Here is a 26,104-nt window from a genome sequence, read left to right as displayed (position 1 = left end):
GTAGGGGGAGTAATAATATGGATGAGATAACATTATGTGTGACTGATGAAGAATACGAAAAGCTTTCTTTTTTAGCAGAATACTATGGTCTAAGTTTGTCCGAATTGATTAAAAAATACTCCGTTGCTCAATTTGAAGCTGAGTACGAGGAAATTAAAAAAGTTACAACAACATAGAGATGCGAAGGGTCTGGGGAATAACTCCCGGACCCTTATCTGTTTACGAATACTTCAACACAAACGTGCTCAAAAAGGCAGCCCCGACGCCACTTTGTCATGATTGTTGCTGCTTCAGCAGCTTACAAACATGATACACTTGGGCGTTAGCCCGCAGTGCCTCCATAATAATGCTCAGATGGTCTGCGACCATCCTGTGCTTATTCGTTCCAGTGGTTCGGGGCTAAATGCCTTTTTGAGCACTCTCTTCTTTTTCGTTGTGATATAATTAAAAAAAGGTTAGAAAAATACATTACTAGAGGAGCGATGGTATGACACAAACGGTTTATACGAATTTTTGGGTAAGCAGAATTGGTGACGTACGCAAGCAACATGGTAGTTACAAATCCGAGGAAGAGGCAATTGAGGGTATCAAAGCTTGGTGGGAACTTCATAAAGAAAAACATCCAGATGCACAGTTCAAGCGTACAAATTCCGGGGCTTTGGAAGTTATTTATCATGATGAACACTCCTTCTATCGCATAGAGAAAAAAACGATTGAGGGTAATTTGCCTTCGCGGACGTATAAATTGAAGCGTCCTGGTGAGATTGAAGCAGCTCGCTCAAAATATTTGCTGACCGATGAACTTTGCTTATTCGATGAATTGGCTGAACCATTTCGGGATCGTTTGATAATGGCGATGGGTGATAGTAAAAAAGTCAGAAACTATATTTATGACCGCGAAGGTCGTCCGGTCAAGGAGATTTCTTAAAGTTAGGAGTTAATGAATGGAGTCAGATTTAATGAAGGGAAAGGGGCTCTCCTTTCTCGTTGCGGGTTTTGATTACGATTTTCGGCAACAAACAAAAGGACCTGAAATCGTCAAAGAAGTTAAGCGCGCTATAGATAAGATGGGCATCCATCCGACAGAAATTTATTCTGGTCAACAAGTCCATGGTCACAACATTGGTTATGCAGATGGCGTAACGGGTGATCCATTTATATTTGGTAGAAATTTTCCTGAAACAGATGGACTGATTACGGATAAACCGGGTGTTGCTTTGCTTGTGAAGTATGCGGATTGTACACCGATAGTTTTGTATGATCCGAAAAAGAAAGTTTTGGCTGCGCTCCATTCGGGATGGCGCGGAACCGTCCAGAGAATCTCGCAAAAAGCCATTGAAAAAATGGAGCACGAATTTGGATGTGACAAGGAAAATATCTTGGTGTATGTGGGACCGTCGATTGATATGGAAAATTATGAAGTCGGATCAGAGGTATATGAAGCGTTTATAAGCTTTGATAATCGTGATGCGTTCATTGTTCCTAAAGGGGATAAATTCCATTTAAGCATGACGGATGCCAATCTATCTTTGCTGCGTGAAGCAGGAATCAAAGAGGAACATATCGAAGTGAGCCGGGTATCCACCTTTATGGATGGTTGTTTACATTCTGCGAGGGCAGAAGGTAAGGAATATGGTTTGAATGGTTTGATAGTAATGATGAACTAAGCTGGGGGAGACTCCAGCTTTTTTATTTCGAATCGTAAAAAACGAACATTAATAAATAAAATAGTAAAAAACATTCACTTATTATGAATAAGTCCTAAAATGACAAAAATGTGCAAATATACTGAAAATGTTAAGAATATTATCATTTAATTCGCAAAAACTATTGTAATTACGAACATAATCTGTTATTTTTACTGTGTTATTAACTTATTAGGAGGAAACTAAAATGTTTCGAGTGACTGTTAATGTTCGGTATTTACAATCTGTTATCAACCCTGAAGAGGAAGTGTTAAATGGCACTGTCAAGGCAATGGGCTTGGACGCCATCACTTCTGTTAAGTTAGGACGTACCTATACTTTTAATGTTGAAGCTGAATCTAAAGAAGAGGCAGAAAACATTATTAAGGAACTTGCTGACAAATTATTGGTTAACAAAGCAATGGAAACTTATTCAATGAATAGCGAGGAGGCGTAACGTGAAAATCGCAATCGTTACTTTCCCGGGTTCCGCAGGGGAGTCAGACATTCTAGCAGCACTTTTATCAGTTGGATTTAATGAAGACCAAGTGGAAATCGTAAACGAGCAAAAAACAGATTTGTCCCAATTTGCAGGGTTATTTATTCCTGGTGGGGCCTCTTATGCACATGCAGTTCGTCCCGGAGCAGTTGCTAAAGTTACAGCTGTTGCCCAGGCGATTAAAGACTTTGCTAAATCCGGTAAACCTGTTATTGGTTTGGGGAATGGATTCCAAATCTTAACTGAGCTTGAATTATTGCCAGGTGGTTTTTTAAAAAACAAAACCCTAAAAACAGTGAATGGATTTGTTGACGTTTCTCTGAAAAAAACAGATACAGTTTTTACTAATTTTGAAGATGAAATTAAATCAATTACTTTACCCATATCGCATTTGTATGGTCAATACCATGTGGATGAAGAAACACTTGAGAGGCTAGAAAAAAATGGCCAAATCGTGATGAACTACGTAACCAAAAATCCAAATGGCAGCACGAATGCTATTGCCGGTGTATCAAACGAAACAGGAAATGTTATTGGCATGATGCCGAAACCGGAACGTGCAATGGACGCAATATTAGGTAGCGAAGCTGGTCGTCCGTTTTTCGAATCTTTTTACAATCAAGTGACTAAAGGTTAAGAAAGGATCCAACATGAAACTACAAGCAATGACTCCTGAAGAAGTTAAGAATTCAAAAATTTATAAAGAGTGGGGATTGACTGATAAAGAGTATGAAACCATTTCTTCCTCTCTAGGGCGTTTGCCCAACTATACAGAAACAGGCATTTTTTCCGGAATGTGGAGTGAACACTGTTCGTATAAGACATCTAAACCTATTTTACGTAACTTCCATACGGAAGGCCCACAAGTACTCCAAGGTCCTGGTGAAGGGGCTGGTATCGTGGATATCGGCGACAATCAAGGGATCGTATTCAAAATGGAGAGTCATAATTCACCATCTGCTGTTGAACCTTATGAAGGTGCTGCAACTGGTGTTGGGGGCTGTGTTCGTGACATCTTCAGTATGGGTGCAACGCCAATCGCTTTGGTTGACTCCTTGCGTTTTGGTGATGTGGAACGTGATCGCACAAAATATTTAGTTGAAAAAGCAGTTGAAGGAATTGCAGATTATGGAAATCAATTAGGAATTCCTACAATCGCTGGTGAAGTTAAATTTGATGCAACATACAATGCCAACCCATTGGTTAATGCGATGTGTGTTGGGTTGGTGGACCATGATGGTATTTTCAACGGAATTGCTTCAGGTGTGGGGAACCCCATTTTATATGCAGGTTCAACAACAGGACGTGACGGTATTCACGGCGCTTCTTTCTCCAGTAAAGAATTTGGTGCTGAGAATCAAGATCAAGGTTCAGCAGTACAAGCTGGAGATCCATTCAAGGAAAAACGCTTGATTGATGCATTCCTTGAATTATTCCGTGATTTCAAAAATGAAGTTATTGGTGTACAGGATATGGGAGCAGCGGGATTGGTTTCTTCCAGTTCTGAAATGGCATCAAAAGCGGAGATGGGACTTTCGTTGAACATGGATCTAGTGCCAGCTCGTGAAGAAGCAATGACCGCTTATGAACTCTTGCTTTCAGAGTCGCAAGAACGCATGCTCTTGTGTATTGAAAAAGGAAGCGAAGCAGCAATTATTGAACTGTTCAATCGTTATGGACTGGAAGCAGCAGTAATTGGTGAAGTAATCGGGGAAAAACAATATAAAATTTACCAACAAGGTGAATTGGTTGTTGATTTACCCGTTGATTTACTGGCAGATGGGGTTCCAACTAACTATATAACCTCAAAAGTTCCCGAAAGAATAAAAAATGCAGCTAAACGCGAAGTATTCCAACCGGAAGTTGCCAACATTGAAAAAACGTTAACTGACTTATTGACGAGTCCTGATTTAGCAGATAAATCTTCTCTATACTCCCAATTTGACCATATGGCAATGAATAATACGATTGCTGGTCCTGGTAGTGATGCAGGGATTTTACGCATTAAAGGTACTGATAAAGCTGTTGCTATTACTGCTGACGGAAATAGCCGCTATGTTTATTTGGATCCTTACAAAGGCGGTCAAATTGCAGTGAGTGAATCCGCTCGTAACATCATTGCTTCAGGTGGATTACCTCTAGCAATCACTGACTGCTTGAACTTTGGTAATCCGAATGACCCTGAAATCTTCTATGAATTGGAAGAATCCAGTAAAGGGATTTCTGAAGCTTGTAAAACATTGAATACACCGGTTATTTCAGGAAACGTATCTTTGAGCAATGCAAATCCAAGCGGATCCATTTATCCGACACCGATTTTAGGTATGGTCGGTTTGATTGAGAAAACATCCCAAATTCTAACGCAAAAATTTGCGCAAGCGGGAGATGTTATTTATTTAGTTGGGGCTACGGGTGACGACTTTGCTGGAAGTGTTATTCAAAAACTTCAGGCGGGTGAAATTTACGGTCAAATTAATTTTGATTTAGCAGCCGAAAAACAAAGTCAAGATTTTGTTTTCCATGCTAACAAAAAGGGCTTCTTGCAATCTGCTCATGATCTTTCTGAGGGAGGATTGTTGGTTGGTTTGGTCCAAAAGGCATTTGGAACGCAACTAGGATTTGATATGGAAACGTCATTAACTGATGCGCAACTATTCAGTGAAACGCAATCACGCTTTATCGTGACTGTTTCAAGAGAAAAACAAGCATCATTTGAACAGTTCATCCAGGAATCAAACATGGGTGAATTAGTTGTAGTTATTGGCTCTACTGTTGAAGGAGCAACTGCTACAGTCCAAACACGAGAATCTCGTGCAGAATTGGCATTGACAGAACTTAAAGCACAGTGGCAACAAGCTTTACCAAAAGCGCTTGTGCGTACGTTTAACTAAAGGGGGAAACACAGTGATTGGCATCTGGAATCATCATCAGGCTGAACAACTTGCTTATTTTGGACTGCATGCTCTACAGCATCGTGGCCAAGATGGGGCGGGTATTGCTGTCAGTGATGATGGTACGTTAAAACACTACCGTGGCACTGGCTTGCTTTCCCAGGTTTTTCAGGATAAGAGTCACCTTGAAAAACTAAAAGGTAATCGTTCAGTAGGCAAGATTCACTACACATTGAATGGTAAATTGAATGACTTAGAAAATGTTGGACCGCTTGTATTTAATTTTCTGGACGCAAGCATAGCGGTTGCTCAAAGCGGAAATTTAATTAACAGCCAATCGTTAAGAAAGGAGCTAGAGGATGAGGGCGCAGTCTTCTCCTCTTCTTCTGATGCAGAAATTTTAGTGCATCTGATACGTCGTAGTAAAGAAGCAACGTTTGAAGAAAAAGTAAGAGCATCACTGAAGCGGTTAAAAGGCGGCTTTAATTTTATCATTTTGACACGTGATGCCATGTATGGAATTGTTGATCCTAATTGTTTCCGCCCTTTATCATATGGTGAAATAGCTGAAACCAAGACAACAATCATAACAAGCGAAACATGCGCCATCGACGCATTGGGTGGCAAGGTCACTGGTAATATCCATGCGGGTATGTATATCGTCGTGACGGATGAAGGGATTCGTATGGAACAGTATGAAACAGAAACGCAAATTTCGATTGAATCGATGGAGTATGTTTACTTTGCTCGTCCTGATTCTGAATTTGCCGGAATCACCGTCCATAGTGCGCGCAAGAATTTAGGCAAGCAATTAGCATTGGAGAAACCTTGTCCGGAGGCGGATATGGTTATCGGGGTTCCGAACTCTTCCTTATCTGCTGCGACTGGTTATGCAGAGCAAAGTGGATTGCCTTATGAAATGGGCTTGGTCAAAAATCAATATGTGGGCCGGACATTTATTGAACCGACGAAAGAGCTTCGCGAACAAGGTGTTCGTAAAAAGATATCTGCCGTACGTGGGGTAGTGGAAGGGAAATCGATTGTGTTGGTTGATGATTCCATTGTGCGCGGAACAACTTCTAAACGGCTCATTCAAATCTTAAAAGAAGCAGGAGCACGTGAAATTCATCTGAGAATAACAAGTCCACCAATCTGTTTTCCGAACTTTTATGGTGTAGATATGTCAACGACCAATGAATTGGTAGCTGCTAACTACACGGTTGAAGAAATGTGTGCCGGATTCGGTTGTGACAGTTTAGGCTTTTTATCCATCGATGGCTTGATTAAAGGAATCGGCACCCATTTTGATGCCCCGAATAAAGGGTTATCACTAAGTATTTTTGATGGGTATTATGCTGCTGGTTTAGGAGAAAATGAAGCATTATTCCGTGCGAATCTGACTCCTATTCAAAAACAAATTTTAAGGGAGAGCAATCATGACAAATCTTTATAAAGAATCTGGTGTTGATATCGAAAAAGGATATGAAGCGGTAGAAAAAATGAAAAAGCATATTGCTCGAACAAATCGTGCAGGTGTATTGGGCGGTTTGGGGAATTTTGGTGGTCTATTCCAACTTGATACCAGTAAATACAAGGAACCCGTACTCATTAGTGGCACTGATGGCGTAGGGACAAAAATATTATTGGCACAACAAGCAGATAAAGTGGACAAGATTGGAATCGACTGTGTAGCGATGTGTGTCAACGATGTGTTGGCGCAAGGTGCAGAACCGTTATTCTTCCTGGATTATTTGGCAGTTGGGAAAAACAATCCAGACCGAATTGAAAAAATCGTAGCTGGTGTGGCAGAAGGCTGTGTACAAAGTAAAGCGGCTCTTATCGGTGGCGAAACGGCAGAAATGCCTGATCTTTATTCTAAGGAAGAATTTGACTTAGCAGGTTTCTGTGTCGGTGTTGCAGAAAAAAGTCGTGTCATCACTGCCGAACGTGTTCAAAACGGGGACGTACTAATTGGTTTGCCGAGTTCAGGTATCCACTCTAATGGTTACTCTTTGGTTCGTCATCTCTTTTTCAAAAAAAATAATTGGAAATTTGAAGATAAATTGCCGGACGGAACAGCACTGATCGATGCATTGTTGGAACCAACACGTATCTATGTTAAAGACGTTGCACCTTTATTGGATAAAGATCTTGTGCATGGTATCAGCCACATTACTGGTGGAGGATTTTATGAAAACTTACCACGTATGTTCAATGATAACCAACAAGCGGTTGTTCAAATCGATACAATCAAAACACCCCAGATTTTTACAGTCATGCAAGAGCTTGGTGAAATGAAATTAGATGAAATGTATGGTGTCTTTAACATGGGAATTGGGATGGTATTGGCTGTTGCCAAAGACGATGTTGAAGAAGTGCTATCCAGCATTTCGGATGCAGTTGTAATGGGAGAAATTCAAGAAAAGACAGGCCAAGATTCGGTTATTCTTCAAAATAATGAGGTGGCAAAATGAAAATTGCCCTGTTTGCCTCGGGTAACGGGTCGAATGTCCAAACAATAATCGGCAATGTACAATCCGGACAACTGGCTGTTGAAATTGCTTGCCTTGTATGTGATAGACCCAAAGCCTATGTTATTGAACGGGCTAAGAAGGCAGGTATTCCTGTTTACGTTTCTTCGCCAAAGGGCTTTGATAGCCGTGAAGATTGGGAACGTGCAGTGATTGCGTTTCTAAAACCTTACAGCGTTGATTACATCATACTGGCTGGGTTCATGCGCATTTTGAAATCTCCACTACTACAGGCTTATCCGAATCAGATTATTAATATTCACCCTTCATATTTACCGGCTTTTCCGGGTAAAAATGGTATTCAAGACGCATTTGATTCAGGTGTATCAGAAACGGGTGTAACTGTTTTTTATGTGGATGAAGGTATTGATACAGGAAAAATAATTGCTCAAGAAAAAATTGCGATTAATCCTGAGTGGGAATTATCAGACTTAGAAGAAGCCGTTCATTTAGTGGAACACCGTCTTTATACAAAAGTGCTCCAAAATATTCAAAAAGAATTTTCTGGGAAGGAAGAATCAAATGTCTTATAAAAAGTATGCTTTATTGAGTGTTTCAGACAAGTCCGGATTGGATCAAGTGGCAAAAGCCCTGATAGAACAAGGTGTTTCCTTGCTATCGACAGGAGGCACTTTCGCATACCTGAAAAATGCAGGGTTCGCTGTTGATACCGTTGATTCTTATACAGGATTTCCTGAAATGATGGATGGTCGCGTTAAGACACTCCACCCTAAAGTGCATGGTGGTTTGTTGGCAAATGTGGATGATCCGATTCATAGCCAACAGATGGCTTCGCAAGACATTATTGCAATCGACTATGTCATTGTGAATCTCTATCCTTTTAAAGAAACTATTTTAAAACCTGGTGTTACGCTTGAAGAAGCGATTGAAAATATTGATATTGGTGGACCAACTATGTTGCGCAGTTCCGCCAAAAATTATCGTCGTGTTTCAGTCGTTACAGATCCAGCTGACTATCCTGCTTTCATCAGTCAATTGGCAGAACAAGGTGAAACATCCTTTGAATATCGTTTCTATTTGGCCACAAAAGTGTTCGAATTAACAAGTCATTACGATACATTAATCAGCCAATACATGAACGAACAACGCGTACGTCTCGGTGAAATTGAACAACCTTGGCAGCATGTTACGAAGACATACCTTGATGGAACTGCTTTACGTTATGGCGAGAATGGCCATCAAAAAGCAAGTTTTTATAAGGAAGTCAATGCGCCAGCAACAACCATCGCAGGTGCGAAACAATTGCACGGTAAAGCTTTATCTTTCAATAACATTAAAGATGCAGATGCTGCCGTTAAGTTGATAAACGAATTTTCTGAACCTGCAGCTGTAGCTGTTAAACACATGAATCCGTGTGGTGTTGCTATAGGTTCTTCGGTTGAGGAAGCGTTTGAACGCTGTTATTTAGCCGATTCAATTTCTATTTTCGGCGGTATTGTTGCTGTTAATGAAACAGTTACAAAAAAACTAGCTGAAAAATTGCATGGCATATTCTTGGAAATCGTCATTGCACCAGCGTTTGATCCGGATGCATTAGAGATTTTGATGAAAAAGAAAAATATTCGTTTACTGGTAGTTGAAATGCATACACAAACAGAACCAGCGCAAGAAATGGTAACGGTAAGTGGTGGACTATTGATTCAAGACGTTGATCAATCTTCGGAATTAGTCAAGGGTTCATTCACAGAAGCGCCAGCGGATTGGGAAGTGATGACGAATCGTGCGCCTTCACAAGCAGAAGAAAAAGGTTTGAATTTCTTGATGAAAGTTGCTAAGCACGTCAAGAGTAACGCCATTGTCATTGGTAATGACCATATGACATTAGGGATCGGTGCCGGTCAAATGAACCGGGTCGGGGCAGCTGAAATTGCTCTGAAACAAGCTAAAAATAACACTGCGGTTACAAGTGATCAATTGTTAATGGCGAGTGATGCGTTCTTCCCGATGGATGATACGGTTACATTGGCCCATCAATATGGTGTCTCAGCGGTAATCCAACCAGGTGGATCCATACGTGATAAAGACTCTGTAGTTGCCTGTGACGAACGGGATATGGTAATGATAAAAACGGGAATTCGTCATTTCCGTCACTAAGGTGAGGTAATAGCATGGGAAAAAAGATATTGATTATCGGTTCTGGAGGTCGTGAACATGCGTTAGCGGTCGCCTTTGAAAAAAGTCCTTTCGTAAATACTGTCTTTGTTGCGCCAGGAAATCCCGGAATGATGATTGGAACAGAGAAAGTCGAGTGTGTGGCCATTTCGGCGACAGATACAGATGGGTTGATTGCTTTGGCGAAAGCAGAAGAAATAGACTATACATTTGTCGGTCCAGAGGCTGCTATAGAAGTCGGGGTTGTGGATGCTTTTCGTAACCATGAATTTTTGATTGTGGGTCCCACAAAAGCTGCTGGACAAATCGAAACATCAAAAATTTTTGCTAAAGATATGATGCATAAAGCCGATATTTCGACTGCAGGTTACCGTTCATTTGATGATGGGGATATAGTGGATGCGACAGCGTATATCCAAACCTTACCTTTGCCGATTGTGATCAAGGAGAGTGGGCTGGCAGCCGGGAAGGGCGTTTATATTTGCGAAAGTCATGCACAAGCACAACAAATTATTATTGAAACATTAAGAGATAAAAAAATCCCGATTGTGATTGAGGAGTTTTTGGAAGGACCAGAGTTTTCACATTTCAGTTTAGTGAATGGGGAGCATGTTATCCCATTAGGGATTGCGCGTGATTATAAGCGTGCGTTTGATGGAGATAAGGGGCTAAATACTGGTGGAATGGGTGCTATTTCCCCCGTTTCAGGCGATGATGAAAGCATTAGCGAAGAAATCATGCAGACAATCGTTCAACCCCTTACTAAGCAAATGGTAGAAAACGGGACACCTTACACGGGTATCTTATATACAGGAGTTATGAAGACAAAGACAGGTCTTAAGGTCATTGAATTCAATGCTCGTTTTGGTGATCCGGAAACGCAGGTGTTACTGCCCTTGATTCAAGTTGATTGGGTTGGGTTGCTAGAGCATCATTTTGCCAAATCGTTACCAGAAATCACTTATTCACCATTACAAAGTGTTGGGGTAATGGTTGCTGCCAAAGGTTATCCGAAGGAATATGTAAGTGGATTTGTATTGGATTTACCAAATGTACCTGAAAATATTGATGTGTTCTATTCTGGAGTTTCTCTAGTTGATGGAGAAATAGTAGCTGCAGGGGGACGTGTGTTTATGGTGACTTGCCAAGGGGAAAGCCTAGACATCTGTCGTAAACAAATATATGGTTGGTTAAAAGGCGTAAATATGGAAAACCTCTTTTATCGAAGTGATATCGGGGTTTCAAATTAGTTTACCGTCGGAAGGAGAGTATCAATGACTGAAATCAAAATTGCAGTTGTGATGGGAAGTATCTCGGACTGGCCGCAGATGAAACATAGTTGTGATTTGCTTGATGAGTTGGCTATTCCATACGAAAAGCACATACTTTCTGCTCATCGGATGCCGGATGAAATGTTTACTTTTGCAAAGGAAGCAAGGTCCAAAGGGATTCGTATCATTATTGCCGGAGCCGGAGGAGCTGCACATTTACCAGGAATGATTGCTTCGCAAACAACGTTACCTGTCATCGGTGTTCCAATGAAATCCAGTGCGTTAAGTGGCATGGACTCGTTGCTATCGATCGTTCAAATGCCTGGCGGAGTTCCTGTGGCAACAATGGCGATTGGAAACAGCGGCGCTAAAAATGCAGGACTTATGGCAGCGCGTATGCTCGCTTTCGATAATGACAACTTAACGCAAGTGTTGGAAAAATATCAAGCGGAACAAAAACAGCTGGCCATAGAGAGCGAGGCCAAATTTGATGAGTAAAACCATTTATCCGAACCAAACAATTGGTATATTGGGTGGCGGTCAATTAGGGAAAATGTTGGGGCAATCCGCCCAAAAAATGGGCTATCGCGTCGGGATGTACGACGAAGGGAAGACAGCTTGTGGTTTTGGCGTCAGTCATTATACCCAAGTGGGTTCATTTAATGACCAAGAAAAAGTCATGGATTTTGCGCGTTCTGTTGATGTTTTAACTTATGAATTCGAAAATATTAATGGCGAAATTTTGACGAAGTTGAATGATAGTACGTACCTACCTCAAAATACGGATTTTCTGTTAACGACCCAAAATCGTTTAAATGAGAAAAAATGGTTGGGCGAAAATGGTATACCTTGTGCCGCATATATGGCGGTTAATACCAGGGAAGATTTAATAGCTGCACTTGAAAAGACTGGATATCCCGCCATTTTAAAACGTACCCGTTTTGGCTATGATGGTAAGGGTCAATTCAAAATAAACAATTCATCTGATTTGGAAAATCTAGCCGAACTATCGAAAATATTAGAAGCAGAGTGCGTTCTGGAAGCTTTTTATCCGTTCGAATATGAAACTTCCGTGGTGGTTGCTCGTGATGTATTTGGGACTGTTGCTTGTTTCCCACCAGTTGTCAATCAACATGTGGCAGGTATTTTATTTACAAGCGTAACGAGTTCCACTATACCTGAAGCTGTTCAAAATAAAATGATTGCCATTGCTGAAAAAATCGCCCACTCGTCAGAACTGATTGGGGTTTGTGGCATTGAATTCTTTGTATCTGGCGATGGCGAGGTAGTCGTAAATGAACTCGCACCACGGCCACATAATACTGGCCATTATACAATTGAAGGAACGAATGTTTCTCAGTTTGATCAACATATTTTAGCAATAACTGGAAGACCGATTATTCCGGTCCGTTTATTGACACCAACATTAATGGTAAATATTCTTGGTCAGCACATAGCTGAAATTCCAGAATTAATCAAGCATTTTCCGGAAGCAATCATTCATCTCTATGATAAAGGGGAGCCTAGACACCAACGAAAGATGGGGCACTTTATTTTGATGGATGAAGCAGTTGAAAATCTGGAGAGACTAGTCGAGAGTGACAGTCTCCTAAAGCGTTGGCGAGATGCTATAAAGATGGAGGAAAACTGATGAAGGTAATTTATCGGGGTAAAACGAAAGATGTTGTCGAAGTTGACGATGTTATTCAATTGTTTTTTAAGGATGATATGACTGGAAAAGATGGTGTTTTTGATCCGGGTGAAAATCAGGTTGGTTTGACAGTTGAAGGTTCTGGTCGCTCTGGTCTGGCTGTCAGCAAATTCTTCTTTGAACGACTTAAAGAAAAAGGGATTCCGACTCATTTCATCACGTGTGATTTGGATGCGAAAATGATGGAAGTAAAACCTGTTACCGTTTTTGGCAAAGGGATAGAAGTTATTTGTCGTTACCGAGCAGTGGGAAGCTTCATGAAACGTTATGGTGCTTATGTAACGGAAGGCCAGCCTCTTGATGGCTATGTCGAAATCACTTTGAAAGATGATGAACGCCAAGATCCTTTCATCAACAAAGAAGCCTTGGCTCTTTTAGATATTTTATCTGAGAAAGATTATGAAACAGTTGTAGAACTGACAAAGAAAATCTGCCTGGTCATTAAAGAGGAATTGGCTAACAAAGGTTTGGATTTGTATGATATCAAACTTGAATTCGGTAAAGATCGTGAAACAGGGGAAATTTTACTGATCGATGAGTTATCTGCCGGGAATATGCGAGTGTTCCGTGGAAGCAAACCCGTAGCTCCAATGGAATTAGAAGGTTTTCTTTCCCTATAAAATTATCCTAAGAACAGCTCAATCGAGCTGTTCTTTTGTTATAAGGAGCACTGAAGAACGGAAAATGGTGCTCGTTTGTGGAAAAGACAAGTCATGGGAATATAATCAAAAACAGTAAATTCAGTATGCTCTATAAGCATTATCAGCGTTTATGTCTAAAAAGAGTGAATTCAAGCAAATGATACAACAACATATTTAGAATAATGTTAGAATATTATTAGAGTTTATTTTCGAAAGGAGAATATCACATGTCAAAAATTTATACATCATTAGATCAAATTATTGGGAAAACGCCATTGCTTGAATTGAAAAACGCCAAAGAAACACTTTCACTAAAAGGTGATGTTATTGCAAAGTTGGAATATTTCAACCCGGGTGGGTCAGTAAAAGATCGTATTGCCAAAGCTATGATTGATGATGCAGAAGCAAAAGGTATCTTAAAGCCAGGTGGCCTTGTGATTGAACCAACATCTGGTAACACAGGAATCGGACTTGCTTCAGTAGCTGCAGCACGTGGTTATAAAACAATCTTGGTAATGCCTGAAACTATGTCAGTAGAACGCCGTAAGCTAATGAAAGGCTATGGAGCGGAACTTGTTCTAACACCTGGTGATTTAGGAATTTCTGGCTCCATCGAAAAAGCCAAAGAATTAGTTAAGGATAATGAGAATGCATTTATGCCGGATCAGTTTTCCAATCCCGCAAACCCAAAAGTTCACTATGAAACCACAGGACCTGAAATTTGGGAAGACACGGATGGGGAAGTAGACATCTTTGTAGCTGGTGTTGGTACGGGAGGTACAATTTCTGGTGCTGGAAAATATTTGAAAGAAAAAAACCAGGAAATTAAAGTTGTGGCTGTTGAACCGGCAACCTCACCTGTCCTTTCAAAAGGGGAAAAAGGTCCGCATAAGATTCAAGGTATTGGAACTGGATTTATCCCAAAAAATTTAAATACTGAAATCTATGATGAAGTTATTGCAGTGACCAATGAAGATGCTTATATAACAGCTCGCGATTTAGGCAAACAAGAAGGTGTGTTTGTAGGTATTTCATCTGGGGCGGCACTGTATGCTGCTTTTGAATTGGCGAAACGGCCAGAGAATGAAGGAAAACGTATTGTCGTATTGCTACCAGACGGCGGCGATCGTTATTTATCTATTGATGGATTTGTGGAGTGATTGAATATGATTGACAAATCTTTTATGACTTCCTCAAACTTTTGCGGTGTGAAAGATCAAATTTCAAAGTTGATTTGTCGTCTAAGAAGTATCATGTATCCACGGATTTTTGGTGCTTATTTCGACGAGATACCTCCCCAGAATATTCGAATAGAGGAGTCAAAGCAAATATTTGAAAAAGTTCTGATCCGCTTAGGGACAGAGCCTGCAGATACTGAGGATATAATCGCTACTTTTTTGGAGAAACTACCTACAGTTTATGAAACCCTGGAAACTGACGTTACGGCAGCCTATGATGGTGATCCAGCGGCAAAATCCCGGGAAGAAATTATGCTCTCTTATCCAGGCTTTGAAGCAATAAGCATTCACCGTATGGCGCATGAATTGTATAGGATGGACGTACCTATTCTTCCGCGCATGATGTCAGAGATCGCTCATTCCATGACGGGGATTGATATTCACCCTGGGGCAAAAATTGGACCTTACTTTTTCATTGATCACGGAACAGGGGTCGTCATCGGTGAAACCGCAACTTTGGGCCATCATGTGAAGTTATATCAAGGGGTGACCATTGGAGCTAAAAGCTTTCAAGTAAATGAAGATGGCAGTCTTGTAAAAGGGAACAAGCGGCATCCTGATATCGGTAATCATGTTGTAATTTATGCTGGTGCGACGATTCTTGGCGGCGACACTATGATAGGCGACTATTGTATTATTGGTGGAAATGTGTGGTTGACACGATCTGTGCAACCGCACCGGACAATCATTGCTCCGCAAGCTGTTGAAGAATTAGATAAAAAGATATAGAGAAGGAGGGTGGGACAAAGTCCCACCCTCCTTCTCTTTGTATTTGTTTTATAAAGTCAGAATGATTTTTCCGATATTTTTATCCGCTTCCATATAATCATGGGCGCTTTTTACGTTTTCAAACGTGAAAGTTGTATCGACGATTGGTTTTATTGAACCTGATTCAAACAACGATTTTGTTCTATCAATCAATTCTTGTGATAATTTCGCTTTGTATTCGTCTGAACGGGGAGTTAAGCCCGTACCAGTTAGCTGAATCCGTTTTTGCATTAAAGAAAAAATTTCGAAAGATTCTATTTTTGAGCCGCCGAGCGTTCCAATCAGTACCCAACGACTGTCTACTGCAGCACTCCGGTAGTTCTTCTCCCAGTAACTTGCACCAACGAAATCTAATATTAAATCGACTCCCCGGCCATTCGTTTCTTTAAGAACTACATCATCAAAAGAATCTTCTTTATAATTAATAACCACATCTGCACCTAAGTTTTTGCAAAAGTCGAGTTTTTCTTGTGAACCAGCTGTAACGATAACGTGCGCATTTTTTAATTGTTTAGCTAATTGGATTGCAGCCGTACCGACACCGCTAGCGCCAGCATGGATTAAGACAGATTCATTTTCTTCAAGTCGGCCAATCCAGAACAAAGTTTGGTAGGCAGTGGCAAAAACCTCAGGGATTGCCGCGCCTTCAACAAAAGATAGGGTGTCCGGAATTTTCATTGCTCTATTTTCAGGAAGAACAGCATATTCACTATAGCCGCCCCCGTTTACTAGTCCCATCACCCGGTCGCCCACTTTAAACACACTATCTGCTTGTGATTCGGCAACTGTTCCGGCTACTTCGACTCCCAACCGAACATTTTCAGGTGTATCGGTATCCCGCTCACGCGTTAAGATGTCGGTTCGATTGACACCGGCCGCTTCTACCTTTATCAATAAATCACCTTTGCTTCGTTTCGGTTTATCTCTTTCTATGAGTTGCAACTGGTTTGATCCACCAGGTTGTTTTATCCCAATAGCTTTCATGCAATACTCCCTCCATAAAGAAAAATAACTTACCCTTTAACCATAACCCAAGAATAGAAAATACTCAATTTTTGAAACCACTCGTTATCAGGGGTACGAGATACTTGTAATTCGGATAAATGTTTTTGACTTATTCCAAATATAATGGTATTATTATCTCGAAATCGAAAGGATTGGAGTGATACAAATGACGGAGCGTGCAGAAAATTCATTAAAAGCACTCACAGTATTAATGCGGTCCTCACAACATGTCCAAGAAAGTATCAAACGTAGTATTTCAAAATTCGGTCTAAATGTATCCGAGTTTGGCGTTTTAGAATTGCTATACCATAAGGGAGAACAACCTATACAAAGTATTGGTAAAAAAATTCTTCTCGCCAGCAGTAGCTTGACTTATGTCATTGATAAACTTGAGACAAAAGGTTTGGTTCACCGAAACCCATGTGAAACGGATCGCCGTGTTATTTTTACAGCAATAACGGATGAAGGTAGAAAGTTAATGGATGAGATTTTTCCAATTAACGAAGAAGATATCGTGCAAATATTTTCCGTTCTGGAACCAGAGGAATTATCGACGTATGTCGAATTGGTGAAAAAAGTCGGTTTACACGCTGAAGAGTGGAATAAACAACAAATTAAATAACAATCTAGGCCCAGCTTATTTGCGGGGCTTATTTTTTTGTTTTTACGCTTCTCCCTGAGAGGACGCTTATATGATAAACTAATAGTATACGCTAACAGGGAAAGTAGTGATGATAATGACAAAGAAGGTTCACTTATATCATATTAATGATCTCCATTCGCATTTTGAAAATTGGCCGAAAATACGTCGTTATTTGAACGAAAAAAAGAAAAGTCACGAATCTTCTGGAGAAGATGTTTTCCTTTTTGACATTGGTGATTTTCTTGATCGTGTTCACCCTTGGACAGAGGCTACGCATGGGCATGCCAATATTTCGCTTATGAATCAAGTCCCATATGATGCCGTAACGATAGGAAATAATGAAGGCATCGGTAATTCCAAGCATATTCTTAATAATCTCTATAAGGATGCAAAATTCCCAGTAGTACTAGCTAATTTATTTGATATCGAGGATAAAAAGATTCCTGATTGGGTTCAACCCTTTATCATAAAAACGACGAAAGATGGAATCAGGATTGGCATTATTGGTCTGACATCCCCACTCTATTTAAGTTATGTGCCTAATGGATGGCAACCCAAAGAGTCGTATGAAGTATTACCGCAGCTACTGAATCATTTGAGAACGCAAACAGACGTTATTATTATTTTGTCACATATGGGTATTATAGAAGATGAACACATGGCAGAAATGTATGAAGATGTGGATGTGATTATCGGCGCCCATACCCACCATGTTCTACCGGCAGGGCGAAAAATAGAGGGCACTTTATTGACGGGCGGAGGCAAGTGGGGGAAATATATCGGACATACCACGATTACCCTTCATGATAAAGCAATCTCAAACTTAGAAACAGAGTTGATTGAATGTGAGAGTTTACCATTGGAACCTGGTGACTTGGAAGAAGTAACGAGTTATTGGGAAAAAGGAATAAAAATCCTTGAAGCTGAAGAAATTGCTGACATGCCTAGGACACTTCGCACAGATTGGGAAAAACAAACAGATTTAGTTCGTCTTGGGCTGGATGCAATTTGTTCTTATTCTGAAAATGAAATCGGAATGCTTAACTCAGGTTTGTTTTTGGACGATCTAGAAGTAGGCATTGTGACAAAAGAAACGATGCACCATATTTTACCTCATCCCATGCGGCTTATCGTTTGCAAGATGGATGGCCGAACATTCAAAGAACTTATTTGGGGGATGGAGGCCATGCGTCTGGAACTCCGTACTCGGGAAGTGACGGGAATGGGGTTTCGTGGTAGAATCTTTGGAGAACTTGTCTACAAGGGGATTCGCGTAGATAATAAAAAAAGAATCATTTATCATAAAGAAATGCAGGTAACCGATGATCAAGAAATTAGTTTTGTTACGGTCGATCATTACCGTTATATAAGTTTTTTCCCTTTAATTGAGAATAAAGCGGATGTCAGCCTTTTATTCCCCTATTTTTTGAGGGATGTAGTGTCACTGTATTTAGAAGACCATTTTCCTATTTCGTGAAGTGATGAGGTGTAATTATGAAGCAAAAAAGTAAAACTGTTAAAGAAAAAGTGAATGCCAAATTAGAGGATATTGTTGAAACAAACGATAAAGTGAAAGAAGAAAAAGTTTTAAATTTAAGTCAGGTAGAGCTGTTGGAAGATAATAAGATTAAAATTGAAAATCTTACTTACACAATAGCTGCTAATTATCGTGACGCTGTTAATGAAGAAGCTATCGCTAATCGTTACAATACCATTTTGAACAAATATGATTATATTGTTGGTGACTGGGGATATGACCAGTTACGTCTAAAAGGCTTTTTCAACGATAAAAACAATCGTGCACCACTAGACAAAAAAATCAGCTTTTTAGAAGATTACTTATATGAATACTGCAATTTTGGTTGTGCTTATTTCGTTCTTGAAAAAGAGCAATCTGAAACTAAAAAATCCCGGAACAAACGGAAGAAAAAACGTCAAACACCTCCGACTAACACTGAAGTTGTCGAGCAAAATGATAAATCAGCTAGTGCACCAGTCAAGCAAAAAAAGAATTTTGTCATTAAACAAACTGATAAAACAAAACAACGAAATAAAATAAAAAAAGGCCCCTCTGAAAGTTCAGAAGATAAGCCAAAAACCAGTTTTCAGATTCATAAAATTGAAGATTAAGATTTCGGAGGCGGATGACTTATCAAGCAGTATAAAGGTTTTTTTATTGATTTAGATGGAACAGTCTATGCGGGGACGGATCCTATTCCTACTGCAAAAACATTTATATCGGAATTGGAAGCGCGGGGTATTCCTTATCTTTACGTAACCAATAACGCAACCAAGACACAGGAAGACGTTGTCGAACATTTGAAAGCGGTAAGTGGCATTGACGCCTCCGCTGAAAATGTCTATACGAGTGGGTTAGCGGCTGTGGATTACGCAAAAAAAACGTATCCTGGAGCCCGTACCTTTGTAGTGGGTGAGCCGGCTTTACAAGCCCAGGTTGAAGAAGCTGGGTTGGTGATTGTTGAAGATGATATTGAAGTGGTTATTCAAGGGCTGGATCGCTTTGCTTCTTATCAAAAATTAGCTACGGCTAGTACAGCCATTCGTAATGGGGCTGCTTTTATAGCAACTAATCCAGATGTTAATTTACCAACAGAAAAAGGGATGATGCCGGGCGCGGGCTCTTTAACAGCCTTTTTGAAGACAAGTACCCAAAAAGAACCCATAATTATTGGCAAGCCTTATGGCTATATTATGGATGGTGCCCTTGAAAGGATCGGATTGGCCAAAGAGGAAGTTGCAATGATCGGTGATAATTATCACACGGACATTTTAGCGGGGATGAACTTTGGGGTTGATACCATTTTGGCTCTTACTGGCGTTACAAAACCAGAGGAACTATCTACAATCAGTAACAAGCCGACCTACACACTAAACGATTTGAGTGAATGGCGGTTTGAATGATGAAAATTATAAAAAATAGTCTAGGTTTGTTAGCGATTTTTATGTTTATTCTTTCTTTTGCAATCGCATTTACCATAAATTTTATACCTATGTATGCTTTTGATGTTGATTATTTCAATATTCCAGAACGGATTGGCCTGTCTAAGGAAGTGATTCTCTATAATTATCGTATTTTAATCAATTATTTGAATTTTCCTTGGATTGAGAGGTTGGCTATGCCCGATTTTCCATCGTCTGAAAGTGGATTATTCCATTTTTATGAAGTAAAAATATTGTTTTTATTGGATTATGCGATTTTATTTATCAGTGGAATAGCTTCTTTTTTATTTTGGCAATATAAAAAGAAAACTGCTACTCTTTATGAATTAATTCAGCCGACCAGGATAATGGTTTTGTTACCACTCGGTGTTTTATTTTTAATTTTTCTAAATTTCGATGAGCTATTCACAACGTTCCACCATATTTTTTTTAACAATGATGCTTGGTTGTTTGACTACCGTACGGACCCGATTATATTGGCGTTACCACAAGAATTTTTCATGCATTGTTTTATTTTAGTTTTTGTCATTTTAGAAATTGGGTTATGGCTTGTCCATCACCGTACAAAAAAATCTCTGGGATAGGTCCCAGAGATTTTTTTGTTATTTCATTATTTCAGATTTATTAGGATCATCGTGAGCGATGCGGCTAGCAGCTGCAGCGGCGATTGCTCCCACAATGTCATCCAAAAAAGTGTGGCATTCGTTGTCATGTTTATCGTTTAACTTTTTCAATATTCCAGGCTTAACTTTATCGATATAGCCATAATTAGTAAACCCGATCGATCCATAGACGTTAACGATGGATAAGGCTAAGATTTCATCAATACCGAAAAGACCTTCATCATTTACTACAATATCCAATAAAGGTTGGGATAATATGCCTTGTTCAGCTAAAATATCCAATTCGATACCCGTTATCACGGCGTTTTGGACTTCTCGCTTCAACAAAACTGAATGCACATTATTGCAACACAATTCCATTGATAAGTCTTCAACGTATTCTTTTTGTAAAAACATAACCAGTTTTGCGATATCTTCAATTTCGACGCCGCGTTCCTTTAACAAATTCGTTGCTTTAGCATGTAATTCACTAGCGCTTTTGACCATGTTTATGCCTCCCTAAGATTATTAGAATAAACTTGTACTGTGCATTGGTTGGACACGTGTATCTGGATTAATATATACCATTGCGTTGTTGACAGCGGTAGGTGCTTCTCCAAAACCTGTTGCGATTAATTTTACTTTACCATCATAGGAAGAAATATCCCCAACTGCATAAACACCAGGAATCGTTGTTTCCATTTTTGAGTTGATGGTTATGGAGTTTCCTTTAACATCAAAACCCCATTTTTTCATAGCTCCGATTGAAGAAGAAAAGCCGTAGTTAATAAGGAAATCGTCGACCTCGATTTCAATTGTATTGTCTTTTCTGGCTTCCTGTAGAACGACACTTGACAATAATTTTCCGTCACCATTAATCGTAACTGGAACATACGGAGTCAATATCTCCACTGATGATTTTGAAAGGAGATGAATACTGTGTTCCTGCGCCCGGAATTGTGGGCGACGATGAATCAAAAAGACTTTTTTTGCCAGAGGTTCCAGAGTTAAAGCCCAATCGACAGCAGAATCGCCACCGCCACAAATTGCGACCGTTTTATCACGGAAACTCTCTATATTGTTTACAAAGTAGTGTAAATTTGTGTTTTCGTATAATTCAGAGTGATCGATTTCTAACTTACGGGGACGAAAGGCCCCATTTCCTGCAGAAATAATAACCGCTTTTGAGTAATGTTTTTGTTTAGACGTTTGAATCTCAAAAATGCCGTTCTCATCTTTCTCCAGCTCAAAGGCTTCTTCTCCACAACAAACAGTTGTTTCGAAACGATCAAGTTGTTCGTTTAAGTTTTTTACCAAATCTCCACCGGTGATAGCTGGTAGAGCGGGGATGTCGTAAATGACTTTTTCAGTATACAACATTCCAGGTTGTCCACCCAACTGGGGCAAAGCTTCGATTATTTTTACTTTAGCTTGTCTGAGACCAGCATAGAAAGCTGTAAACATTCCAGCGGGTCCGCCTCCAATAATGGTGATGTCATAAATGTCTTTATTTTCTAACAATATTACCCCTCCAACTAAGCTCAAAGAATTCCTAAGCGCACATAAATCATAGTGACAACAAAGGTAATTAATATCCCGGTTAATAGCCCAACGAATACTTCCAGTGGTTTGTGGCCCAGGTATTTGCGTATGATTAACTTACGATTTACCTTGATTCCATCTTTGGCATGGAATCGTGCCAACAACTTAATTTCCTCCAGGATGTCTTCAATGACGATGCCTTGTTCGCCGCTTTGGCGCCTAACCCCCATTGAGTCAAACATAACAATAACGCCAAACGTCGTTGCAATTGCTACATACCCCGAAGTATAACCGTATTCAAGTATGAGCGCTGTTATCAGTGCTGTTACGCCAGCCGAGTGGGAACTCGGCATTCCTCCCGTTGTGGTAACAATTGAGAGAGATGTCTGCCGATCCTTTAATAAGTAAGCAATTGGAAACTTAATGATTTGCGTGAAAAATATAGCCGTTAAAGAACAAACTAATGGAAAATTATTAAATATTATCATGCGCCTGCATCCTCAATCTTATTTTTATATATGCCTCAATGATAACATGAAACGTTTCTTTGCTACTAACAAAAAAACAAAGTATATAGAAACTCCGTGGTCCTCTATGGTAAAATGGAAAAAAAGGAGGAGAAGTAATGAATGAATTTCCACAATTAGTAGAAAAAGCAGAAAACGAAAAAAATATTATTATGAAAACAAATATGGGTGATATTCATATAAGTTTGTTCCCAGAAGTTGCTCCTAAAGCAGTAGCAAACTTCTTGGCTTTAGCAGAAAAAGGTTATTATGACGGTATTATCTTCCATCGAATCATCGAAGATTTTATGATTCAAGGGGGGGACCCAACGGGAACTGGTATGGGCGGACAAAGTATTTGGGGTGATTCTTTTGAGGATGAATTCAGCACTAAAGTATTCAACCTTCATGGAGCACTTTCGATGGCTAATGCTGGTCCCAACACAAACGGAAGCCAATTTTTCATCGTTACTAAACGTTCAGTAGAATTCAGTATGCTGGCGCAATTGGAAAAAGGCGGCTGGCCAGCTGAAATCGTGGAAGAGTATGGTAAAAATGGTGGAACACCGTGGTTGGATCACCGTCATACTGTATTCGGCCAAGTTCGTTCTGGCATGGATGTTGTTTACGCAATTGAAGCTGTTGAAACAGGAGCAAATGATAAGCCTGTAAACGACGTAGTAATTACAGGAATTGAAATTTTATAGTCATTTTATTAATGGCTGCGCAATCCAACATTTTATATGCTTTCCGTGCTATAATGGCTTGTGTAGAAGGGAAGTAACAGAATATGGAATACAAAATAGGTGATATTATAACCAGTAAAGTAACTGGTATACAATCATATGGCGTATTTGTTGCTATTGATAAAAATACTCAAGGACTCATTCACATTTCTGAATGCAGGCATGGTTACGTAACGAATCTTGAGGATATGATTCAAGTAGGCGAAGAAGTAGAGGCCATGATTATCGATATAGATGAATATACGAAGAAAATCAGCCTTTCGTTAAGAGCGTTGGACAAGTTAGATATTCCCTCGAATGTAAAACCCAAGAAGCATAGAAGAAGGCGCTATGCTCCTCAAATAGGGTTTGAAACATTACGCAAAGTTATGCCAACCTGGATTGCAGAAGCACAGCAAGATGAGCAAAATCGCCTTGCGGATAGTGAATAAATAGGTAAGATATCAATTTTAGGAAGCGAGATGGATGGCCATGGCTGGTACAAGAGTAGTTGCAGGAACTATCATGGTGACAAATGCCCAAGGAGAATCATTTTTTCTAGTAGAAAAACATGGTGACTCAATTTCATTCCTAAACAAAGAAACAGAAAGTGGTGGCAAATTGCCAATGGGCATCATTATGAAGCATTTGCTGGAATTTGTTGAGATTGAAGCAGATTCCTTGCGTCTGATTGACCTGGCAAACCTGAAGGCAGAAGAAAATAATGTCTCGCTTTTTGTGTTCGATGTAGTGGAGCGTCCAGATAATCCAGATACCTTACTATCGGATTCTGATGATGTCGTTTGGCGACGTTCTAAAGAACTTACAACGCTATTGGACGCTTATGATTTTGGAATAGTCCCCATGTATAAATAAGGTTTCAATTTATTCAAAGGTATAAGTGATAAATGATGGAGGTATTTTAATGGCACACATTCAATTCGATTACACCAAAGCTTTGAATTTTTTTAATGAACATGAATTAACCTATCTTCAAGATCAAGTAACGACAGCTGATAAAGCTCTACGTGAAGGTACGGGCGCTGGCAGTGACTTCACTGGCTGGGTTGATTGGCCTGAAACTTATGATAAAGATGAATATGATCGCATTAAAGCAGCGGCAAAAAAAATCCAAAGTGATTCAGAAGTATTAGTTGTTATTGGTATTGGTGGTTCATATTTAGGAGCACGCGCTGCAATTGATTTTCTGAACCATACTTTCTATAACCTACAATCTGACAGCGAACGCAAAACACCGCAAATTTTCTTTGCCGGAAATAGCATTAGTTCAACTTATTTATCAGATTTGATCGAAGTGATTGGGGACCGTGATTTTTCCGTTAACATGATTTCTAAATCAGGTACAACAACCGAACCTGCTATTGCATTCCGTGTTTTCAAGGAATTGCTGATTAAGAAATATGGTAAAGAAGAAGCACGCAAACGTATCTACTCTACGACTGACAAAGCACGTGGGGCTGCTAAGCATGAAGCAGACACTGAAGGTTATGAGACGTTTGTTATTCCAGATGAAATTGGTGGACGTTTTACAGTTCTTACAGCAGTAGGTTTATTGCCGATTGCCGTTAGTGGCGCAGATATTGACGCACTTATGCAAGGTGCTCGCGATGCGCAAGCAGAATATTCCAACGCTGATTTAACAAACAACGAAGCCTATCAATATGCTGCAATCCGTAATATCCTTTATCGTAAAGGCAAAGTTACTGAATTGTTAATTAACTATGAGCCAGGTATGCAATACTTCTCTGAATGGTGGAAACAATTATTTGGAGAATCAGAAGGTAAAGATCAAAAAGGAATTTATCCTTCTAGCGCAAACTTCTCAACCGATTTACATTCATTGGGTCAATATATCCAGGATGGACAACGCAATATTTTCGAAACAGTCATCAAAGTCGATAAACCACGTAAAAACATTCAAATTCCAGAATTGGTTGAAGATTTGGATGGGTTGAAGTATCTGGAAGGTAAAGATGTCGATTTTGTAAATACTAAAGCCTATCAAGGTACCTTGCTTGCTCATACAGATGGGGAAGTTCCTAATCTACTATTAACTATTCCAGCAATGGATGCTTACTCTTTAGGATACATGATTTATTTCTTCGAAATTGCAGTAGCCATCTCTGGTTACCTAAATGGTGTAAATCCATTTGACCAACCGGGAGTTGAAGCATACAAAAAAAATATGTTTGCCTTGCTTGGAAAACCAGGTTTCGAAGAATTAGCAAAAGAATTAAACGAAAGATTATAAGAGAGATAGTTCAGGGAAAAAGAGTGGGAATCCACTCTTTTTTTATTTTTTGATTTTTTTGTTGACAGTCACGTTTAAATTGTGATAATCTATATTGCACGGAGATAATTTACATTTTGTTTACACAAAAAACATTTTTAATTTACTTTTTAATTTTTTGAAAAAAGTGTTGACATAAATTTAATCCGATGGTAATATTTAGAAGTTGTCACGAACGAAACATCACGTAACACGTGATAACGGATTGGCCTTTGAAAACTGAACAAAGAATGAACGAACCAAACGTGCAGGGCATCCTGACGGATGCACATTAAGCCGACACGCAAGTGTCGCAACACAAGTAAGTCAGCAAAACAACAAGAGCAATCAACTTAAACATTAGGGTTTCTGTACAAGAGCCCACTTTTAATGAGAGTTTGATCCTGGCTCAGGACGAACGCTGGCGGCGTGCCTAATACATGCAAGTCGAACGGACGGAAC

At 39.7% G+C, this 26,104-nt stretch carries 29 protein-coding genes and 1 rRNA gene; 26 read left to right on the top strand and 4 right to left on the bottom strand.

All coding sequences use genetic code 11. The features are described from left to right. The first annotated feature begins 17 nt into the window (after positions 1–17). From ACTVAI_RS00150 to epsC, 16 genes are all read left to right on the top strand, one after another. The gene (locus ACTVAI_RS00150) at positions 18–176 is read left to right on the top strand and encodes a hypothetical protein (protein ID WP_443474073.1); all 159 of its coding nucleotides are present in this window, start codon (positions 18–20) and stop codon (positions 174–176) included. A gap of 311 nt (positions 177–487) precedes the next feature. Next, positions 488–928, top strand: coding sequence for a hypothetical protein (locus ACTVAI_RS00145; RefSeq protein ID WP_443474072.1), 441 nt, complete (start codon positions 488–490; stop codon positions 926–928). Positions 929–944: 16 nt separating this feature from the next. Then, complete coding sequence (gene pgeF, locus ACTVAI_RS00140; RefSeq protein WP_443474071.1) at positions 945–1,667, top strand: peptidoglycan editing factor PgeF; 723 nt, start codon at positions 945–947, stop codon at positions 1,665–1,667. A gap of 226 nt (positions 1,668–1,893) precedes the next feature. Then, entirely contained in the window at positions 1,894–2,142 is a 249-nt protein-coding gene (purS, locus tag ACTVAI_RS00135) for a phosphoribosylformylglycinamidine synthase subunit PurS (protein ID WP_443474070.1), read from the top strand. Position 2,143: 1 nt separating this feature from the next. Beyond that, entirely contained in the window at positions 2,144–2,821 is a 678-nt protein-coding gene (purQ, locus tag ACTVAI_RS00130; protein ID WP_443474069.1) for a phosphoribosylformylglycinamidine synthase subunit PurQ, read from the top strand. Positions 2,822–2,834: 13 nt separating this feature from the next. Then, positions 2,835–5,075, top strand: coding sequence for a phosphoribosylformylglycinamidine synthase subunit PurL (gene purL, locus ACTVAI_RS00125; RefSeq protein ID WP_443474068.1), 2,241 nt, complete (start codon positions 2,835–2,837; stop codon positions 5,073–5,075). Positions 5,076–5,088: 13 nt separating this feature from the next. After that, positions 5,089–6,528 carry an amidophosphoribosyltransferase gene (gene purF, locus ACTVAI_RS00120; protein ID WP_443474067.1) on the top strand — a complete coding sequence of 480 codons (1,440 nt, stop codon included), beginning with the start codon at positions 5,089–5,091 and terminating at the stop codon, positions 6,526–6,528. Then, positions 6,512–7,549, top strand: coding sequence for a phosphoribosylformylglycinamidine cyclo-ligase (purM, locus tag ACTVAI_RS00115; protein ID WP_443474066.1), 1,038 nt, complete (start codon positions 6,512–6,514; stop codon positions 7,547–7,549). The genes purF and purM overlap by 17 nt, the downstream gene beginning before the upstream one ends. Next, positions 7,546–8,139: a phosphoribosylglycinamide formyltransferase gene (gene purN / locus ACTVAI_RS00110; protein WP_443474065.1), complete on the top strand. Its 594-nt coding sequence runs from the start codon at positions 7,546–7,548 to the stop codon at positions 8,137–8,139. Before purM ends, purN begins: the two co-directional genes overlap by 4 nt. Then, a complete protein-coding gene (purH, locus tag ACTVAI_RS00105) occupies positions 8,129–9,721 on the top strand; it encodes a bifunctional phosphoribosylaminoimidazolecarboxamide formyltransferase/IMP cyclohydrolase (protein ID WP_443485601.1) in 1,593 nt (530 codons plus the stop codon). Before purN ends, purH begins: the two co-directional genes overlap by 11 nt. 14 nt (positions 9,722–9,735) lie before the next feature. Next, positions 9,736–10,989 (top strand): phosphoribosylamine--glycine ligase, encoded by a 1,254-nt coding sequence (purD, locus tag ACTVAI_RS00100; RefSeq protein ID WP_443474063.1) that lies wholly within the window; start codon positions 9,736–9,738, stop codon positions 10,987–10,989. A gap of 24 nt (positions 10,990–11,013) precedes the next feature. Then, positions 11,014–11,508 (top strand): 5-(carboxyamino)imidazole ribonucleotide mutase, encoded by a 495-nt coding sequence (gene purE, locus ACTVAI_RS00095; protein ID WP_443474062.1) that lies wholly within the window; start codon positions 11,014–11,016, stop codon positions 11,506–11,508. Then, positions 11,501–12,661: a 5-(carboxyamino)imidazole ribonucleotide synthase gene (purK, locus tag ACTVAI_RS00090; RefSeq protein ID WP_443485600.1), complete on the top strand. Its 1,161-nt coding sequence runs from the start codon at positions 11,501–11,503 to the stop codon at positions 12,659–12,661. The genes purE and purK overlap by 8 nt, the downstream gene beginning before the upstream one ends. After that, positions 12,661–13,341 carry a phosphoribosylaminoimidazolesuccinocarboxamide synthase gene (locus ACTVAI_RS00085; RefSeq protein WP_443485599.1) on the top strand — a complete coding sequence of 227 codons (681 nt, stop codon included), beginning with the start codon at positions 12,661–12,663 and terminating at the stop codon, positions 13,339–13,341. Before purK ends, ACTVAI_RS00085 begins: the two co-directional genes overlap by 1 nt. A gap of 248 nt (positions 13,342–13,589) precedes the next feature. Continuing rightward, positions 13,590–14,522 (top strand): cysteine synthase A, encoded by a 933-nt coding sequence (cysK, locus tag ACTVAI_RS00080; RefSeq protein ID WP_443474059.1) that lies wholly within the window; start codon positions 13,590–13,592, stop codon positions 14,520–14,522. A 6-nt stretch (positions 14,523–14,528) separates the two neighbouring features. Further along, positions 14,529–15,329, top strand: a complete 801-nt coding sequence (gene epsC, locus ACTVAI_RS00075; protein WP_443474058.1) for a serine O-acetyltransferase EpsC — start codon at positions 14,529–14,531, stop codon at positions 15,327–15,329. Between the two features lie 48 nt (positions 15,330–15,377). Here epsC and ACTVAI_RS00070 read toward each other — a convergent pair whose 3' ends face one another. After that, positions 15,378–16,352, bottom strand: coding sequence for an NAD(P)H-quinone oxidoreductase (locus tag ACTVAI_RS00070; RefSeq protein ID WP_443485598.1), 975 nt, complete (start codon positions 16,350–16,352; stop codon positions 15,378–15,380). 187 nt (positions 16,353–16,539) lie between these two features. Here ACTVAI_RS00070 and ACTVAI_RS00065 point away from each other — a divergent pair, with 187 nt between their 5' ends. From ACTVAI_RS00065 to ACTVAI_RS00045, 5 genes are all read left to right on the top strand, one after another. Next, the gene (locus tag ACTVAI_RS00065) at positions 16,540–16,995 is read left to right on the top strand and encodes a MarR family winged helix-turn-helix transcriptional regulator (protein WP_443485597.1); all 456 of its coding nucleotides are present in this window, start codon (positions 16,540–16,542) and stop codon (positions 16,993–16,995) included. A gap of 115 nt (positions 16,996–17,110) precedes the next feature. Beyond that, entirely contained in the window at positions 17,111–18,493 is a 1,383-nt protein-coding gene (locus ACTVAI_RS00060; protein WP_443485596.1) for a bifunctional metallophosphatase/5'-nucleotidase, read from the top strand. Positions 18,494–18,510: 17 nt separating this feature from the next. Then, complete coding sequence (locus ACTVAI_RS00055; RefSeq protein WP_443485595.1) at positions 18,511–19,146, top strand: YutD family protein; 636 nt, start codon at positions 18,511–18,513, stop codon at positions 19,144–19,146. A 21-nt stretch (positions 19,147–19,167) separates the two neighbouring features. Beyond that, on the top strand, positions 19,168–19,938 hold the full coding sequence (locus tag ACTVAI_RS00050) for a TIGR01457 family HAD-type hydrolase (RefSeq protein WP_443485775.1): 771 nt from the start codon (positions 19,168–19,170) through the stop codon (positions 19,936–19,938). Beyond that, on the top strand, positions 19,935–20,561 hold the full coding sequence (locus ACTVAI_RS00045; protein WP_443485594.1) for a TIGR01906 family membrane protein: 627 nt from the start codon (positions 19,935–19,937) through the stop codon (positions 20,559–20,561). The genes ACTVAI_RS00050 and ACTVAI_RS00045 overlap by 4 nt, the downstream gene beginning before the upstream one ends. Positions 20,562–20,579: 18 nt before the next feature. Here ACTVAI_RS00045 and ACTVAI_RS00040 read toward each other — a convergent pair whose 3' ends face one another. From ACTVAI_RS00040 to ACTVAI_RS00030, 3 genes are read right to left on the bottom strand one after another with little or no spacing between them, the layout of a single operon-like run. Beyond that, positions 20,580–21,086, bottom strand: a complete 507-nt coding sequence (locus tag ACTVAI_RS00040) for a phosphatidylglycerophosphatase A family protein (protein ID WP_443485593.1) — start codon at positions 21,084–21,086, stop codon at positions 20,580–20,582. Between the two features lie 21 nt (positions 21,087–21,107). Beyond that, on the bottom strand, positions 21,108–22,100 hold the full coding sequence (locus ACTVAI_RS00035) for an NAD(P)/FAD-dependent oxidoreductase (RefSeq protein WP_443485592.1): 993 nt from the start codon (positions 22,098–22,100) through the stop codon (positions 21,108–21,110). A 20-nt stretch (positions 22,101–22,120) separates the two neighbouring features. Further along, on the bottom strand, positions 22,121–22,609 hold the full coding sequence (locus ACTVAI_RS00030; RefSeq protein WP_443474051.1) for a divergent PAP2 family protein: 489 nt from the start codon (positions 22,607–22,609) through the stop codon (positions 22,121–22,123). Between the two features lie 137 nt (positions 22,610–22,746). On the opposite strand from ACTVAI_RS00030, the gene ACTVAI_RS00025 reads away from it, so the two are divergent. From ACTVAI_RS00025 to ACTVAI_RS00005, 5 genes are all read left to right on the top strand, one after another. After that, the gene (locus tag ACTVAI_RS00025; RefSeq protein ID WP_443485591.1) at positions 22,747–23,334 is read left to right on the top strand and encodes a peptidylprolyl isomerase; all 588 of its coding nucleotides are present in this window, start codon (positions 22,747–22,749) and stop codon (positions 23,332–23,334) included. Between the two features lie 83 nt (positions 23,335–23,417). Beyond that, positions 23,418–23,804: a CvfD/Ygs/GSP13 family RNA-binding post-transcriptional regulator gene (locus tag ACTVAI_RS00020; RefSeq protein ID WP_443485590.1), complete on the top strand. Its 387-nt coding sequence runs from the start codon at positions 23,418–23,420 to the stop codon at positions 23,802–23,804. A 40-nt stretch (positions 23,805–23,844) separates the two neighbouring features. Further along, entirely contained in the window at positions 23,845–24,228 is a 384-nt protein-coding gene (locus tag ACTVAI_RS00015) for a hypothetical protein (RefSeq protein ID WP_443485589.1), read from the top strand. Between the two features lie 49 nt (positions 24,229–24,277). Continuing rightward, positions 24,278–25,624 (top strand): glucose-6-phosphate isomerase, encoded by a 1,347-nt coding sequence (locus ACTVAI_RS00010; RefSeq protein ID WP_443485588.1) that lies wholly within the window; start codon positions 24,278–24,280, stop codon positions 25,622–25,624. A 404-nt stretch (positions 25,625–26,028) separates the two neighbouring features. Continuing rightward, positions 26,029–26,104, top strand: a 16S ribosomal RNA gene (locus tag ACTVAI_RS00005); the annotation flags it as partial.

Origin of the sequence: Jeotgalibaca sp. A127 (assembly GCF_052266745.1) — a bacterium.
Classification (GTDB): Bacteria; Bacillota; Bacilli; order Lactobacillales; family Aerococcaceae; genus Jeotgalibaca.
Note: the sequence above shows the minus strand (reverse complement) of the source record. Positions and strands in the feature narration are given on the sequence as shown.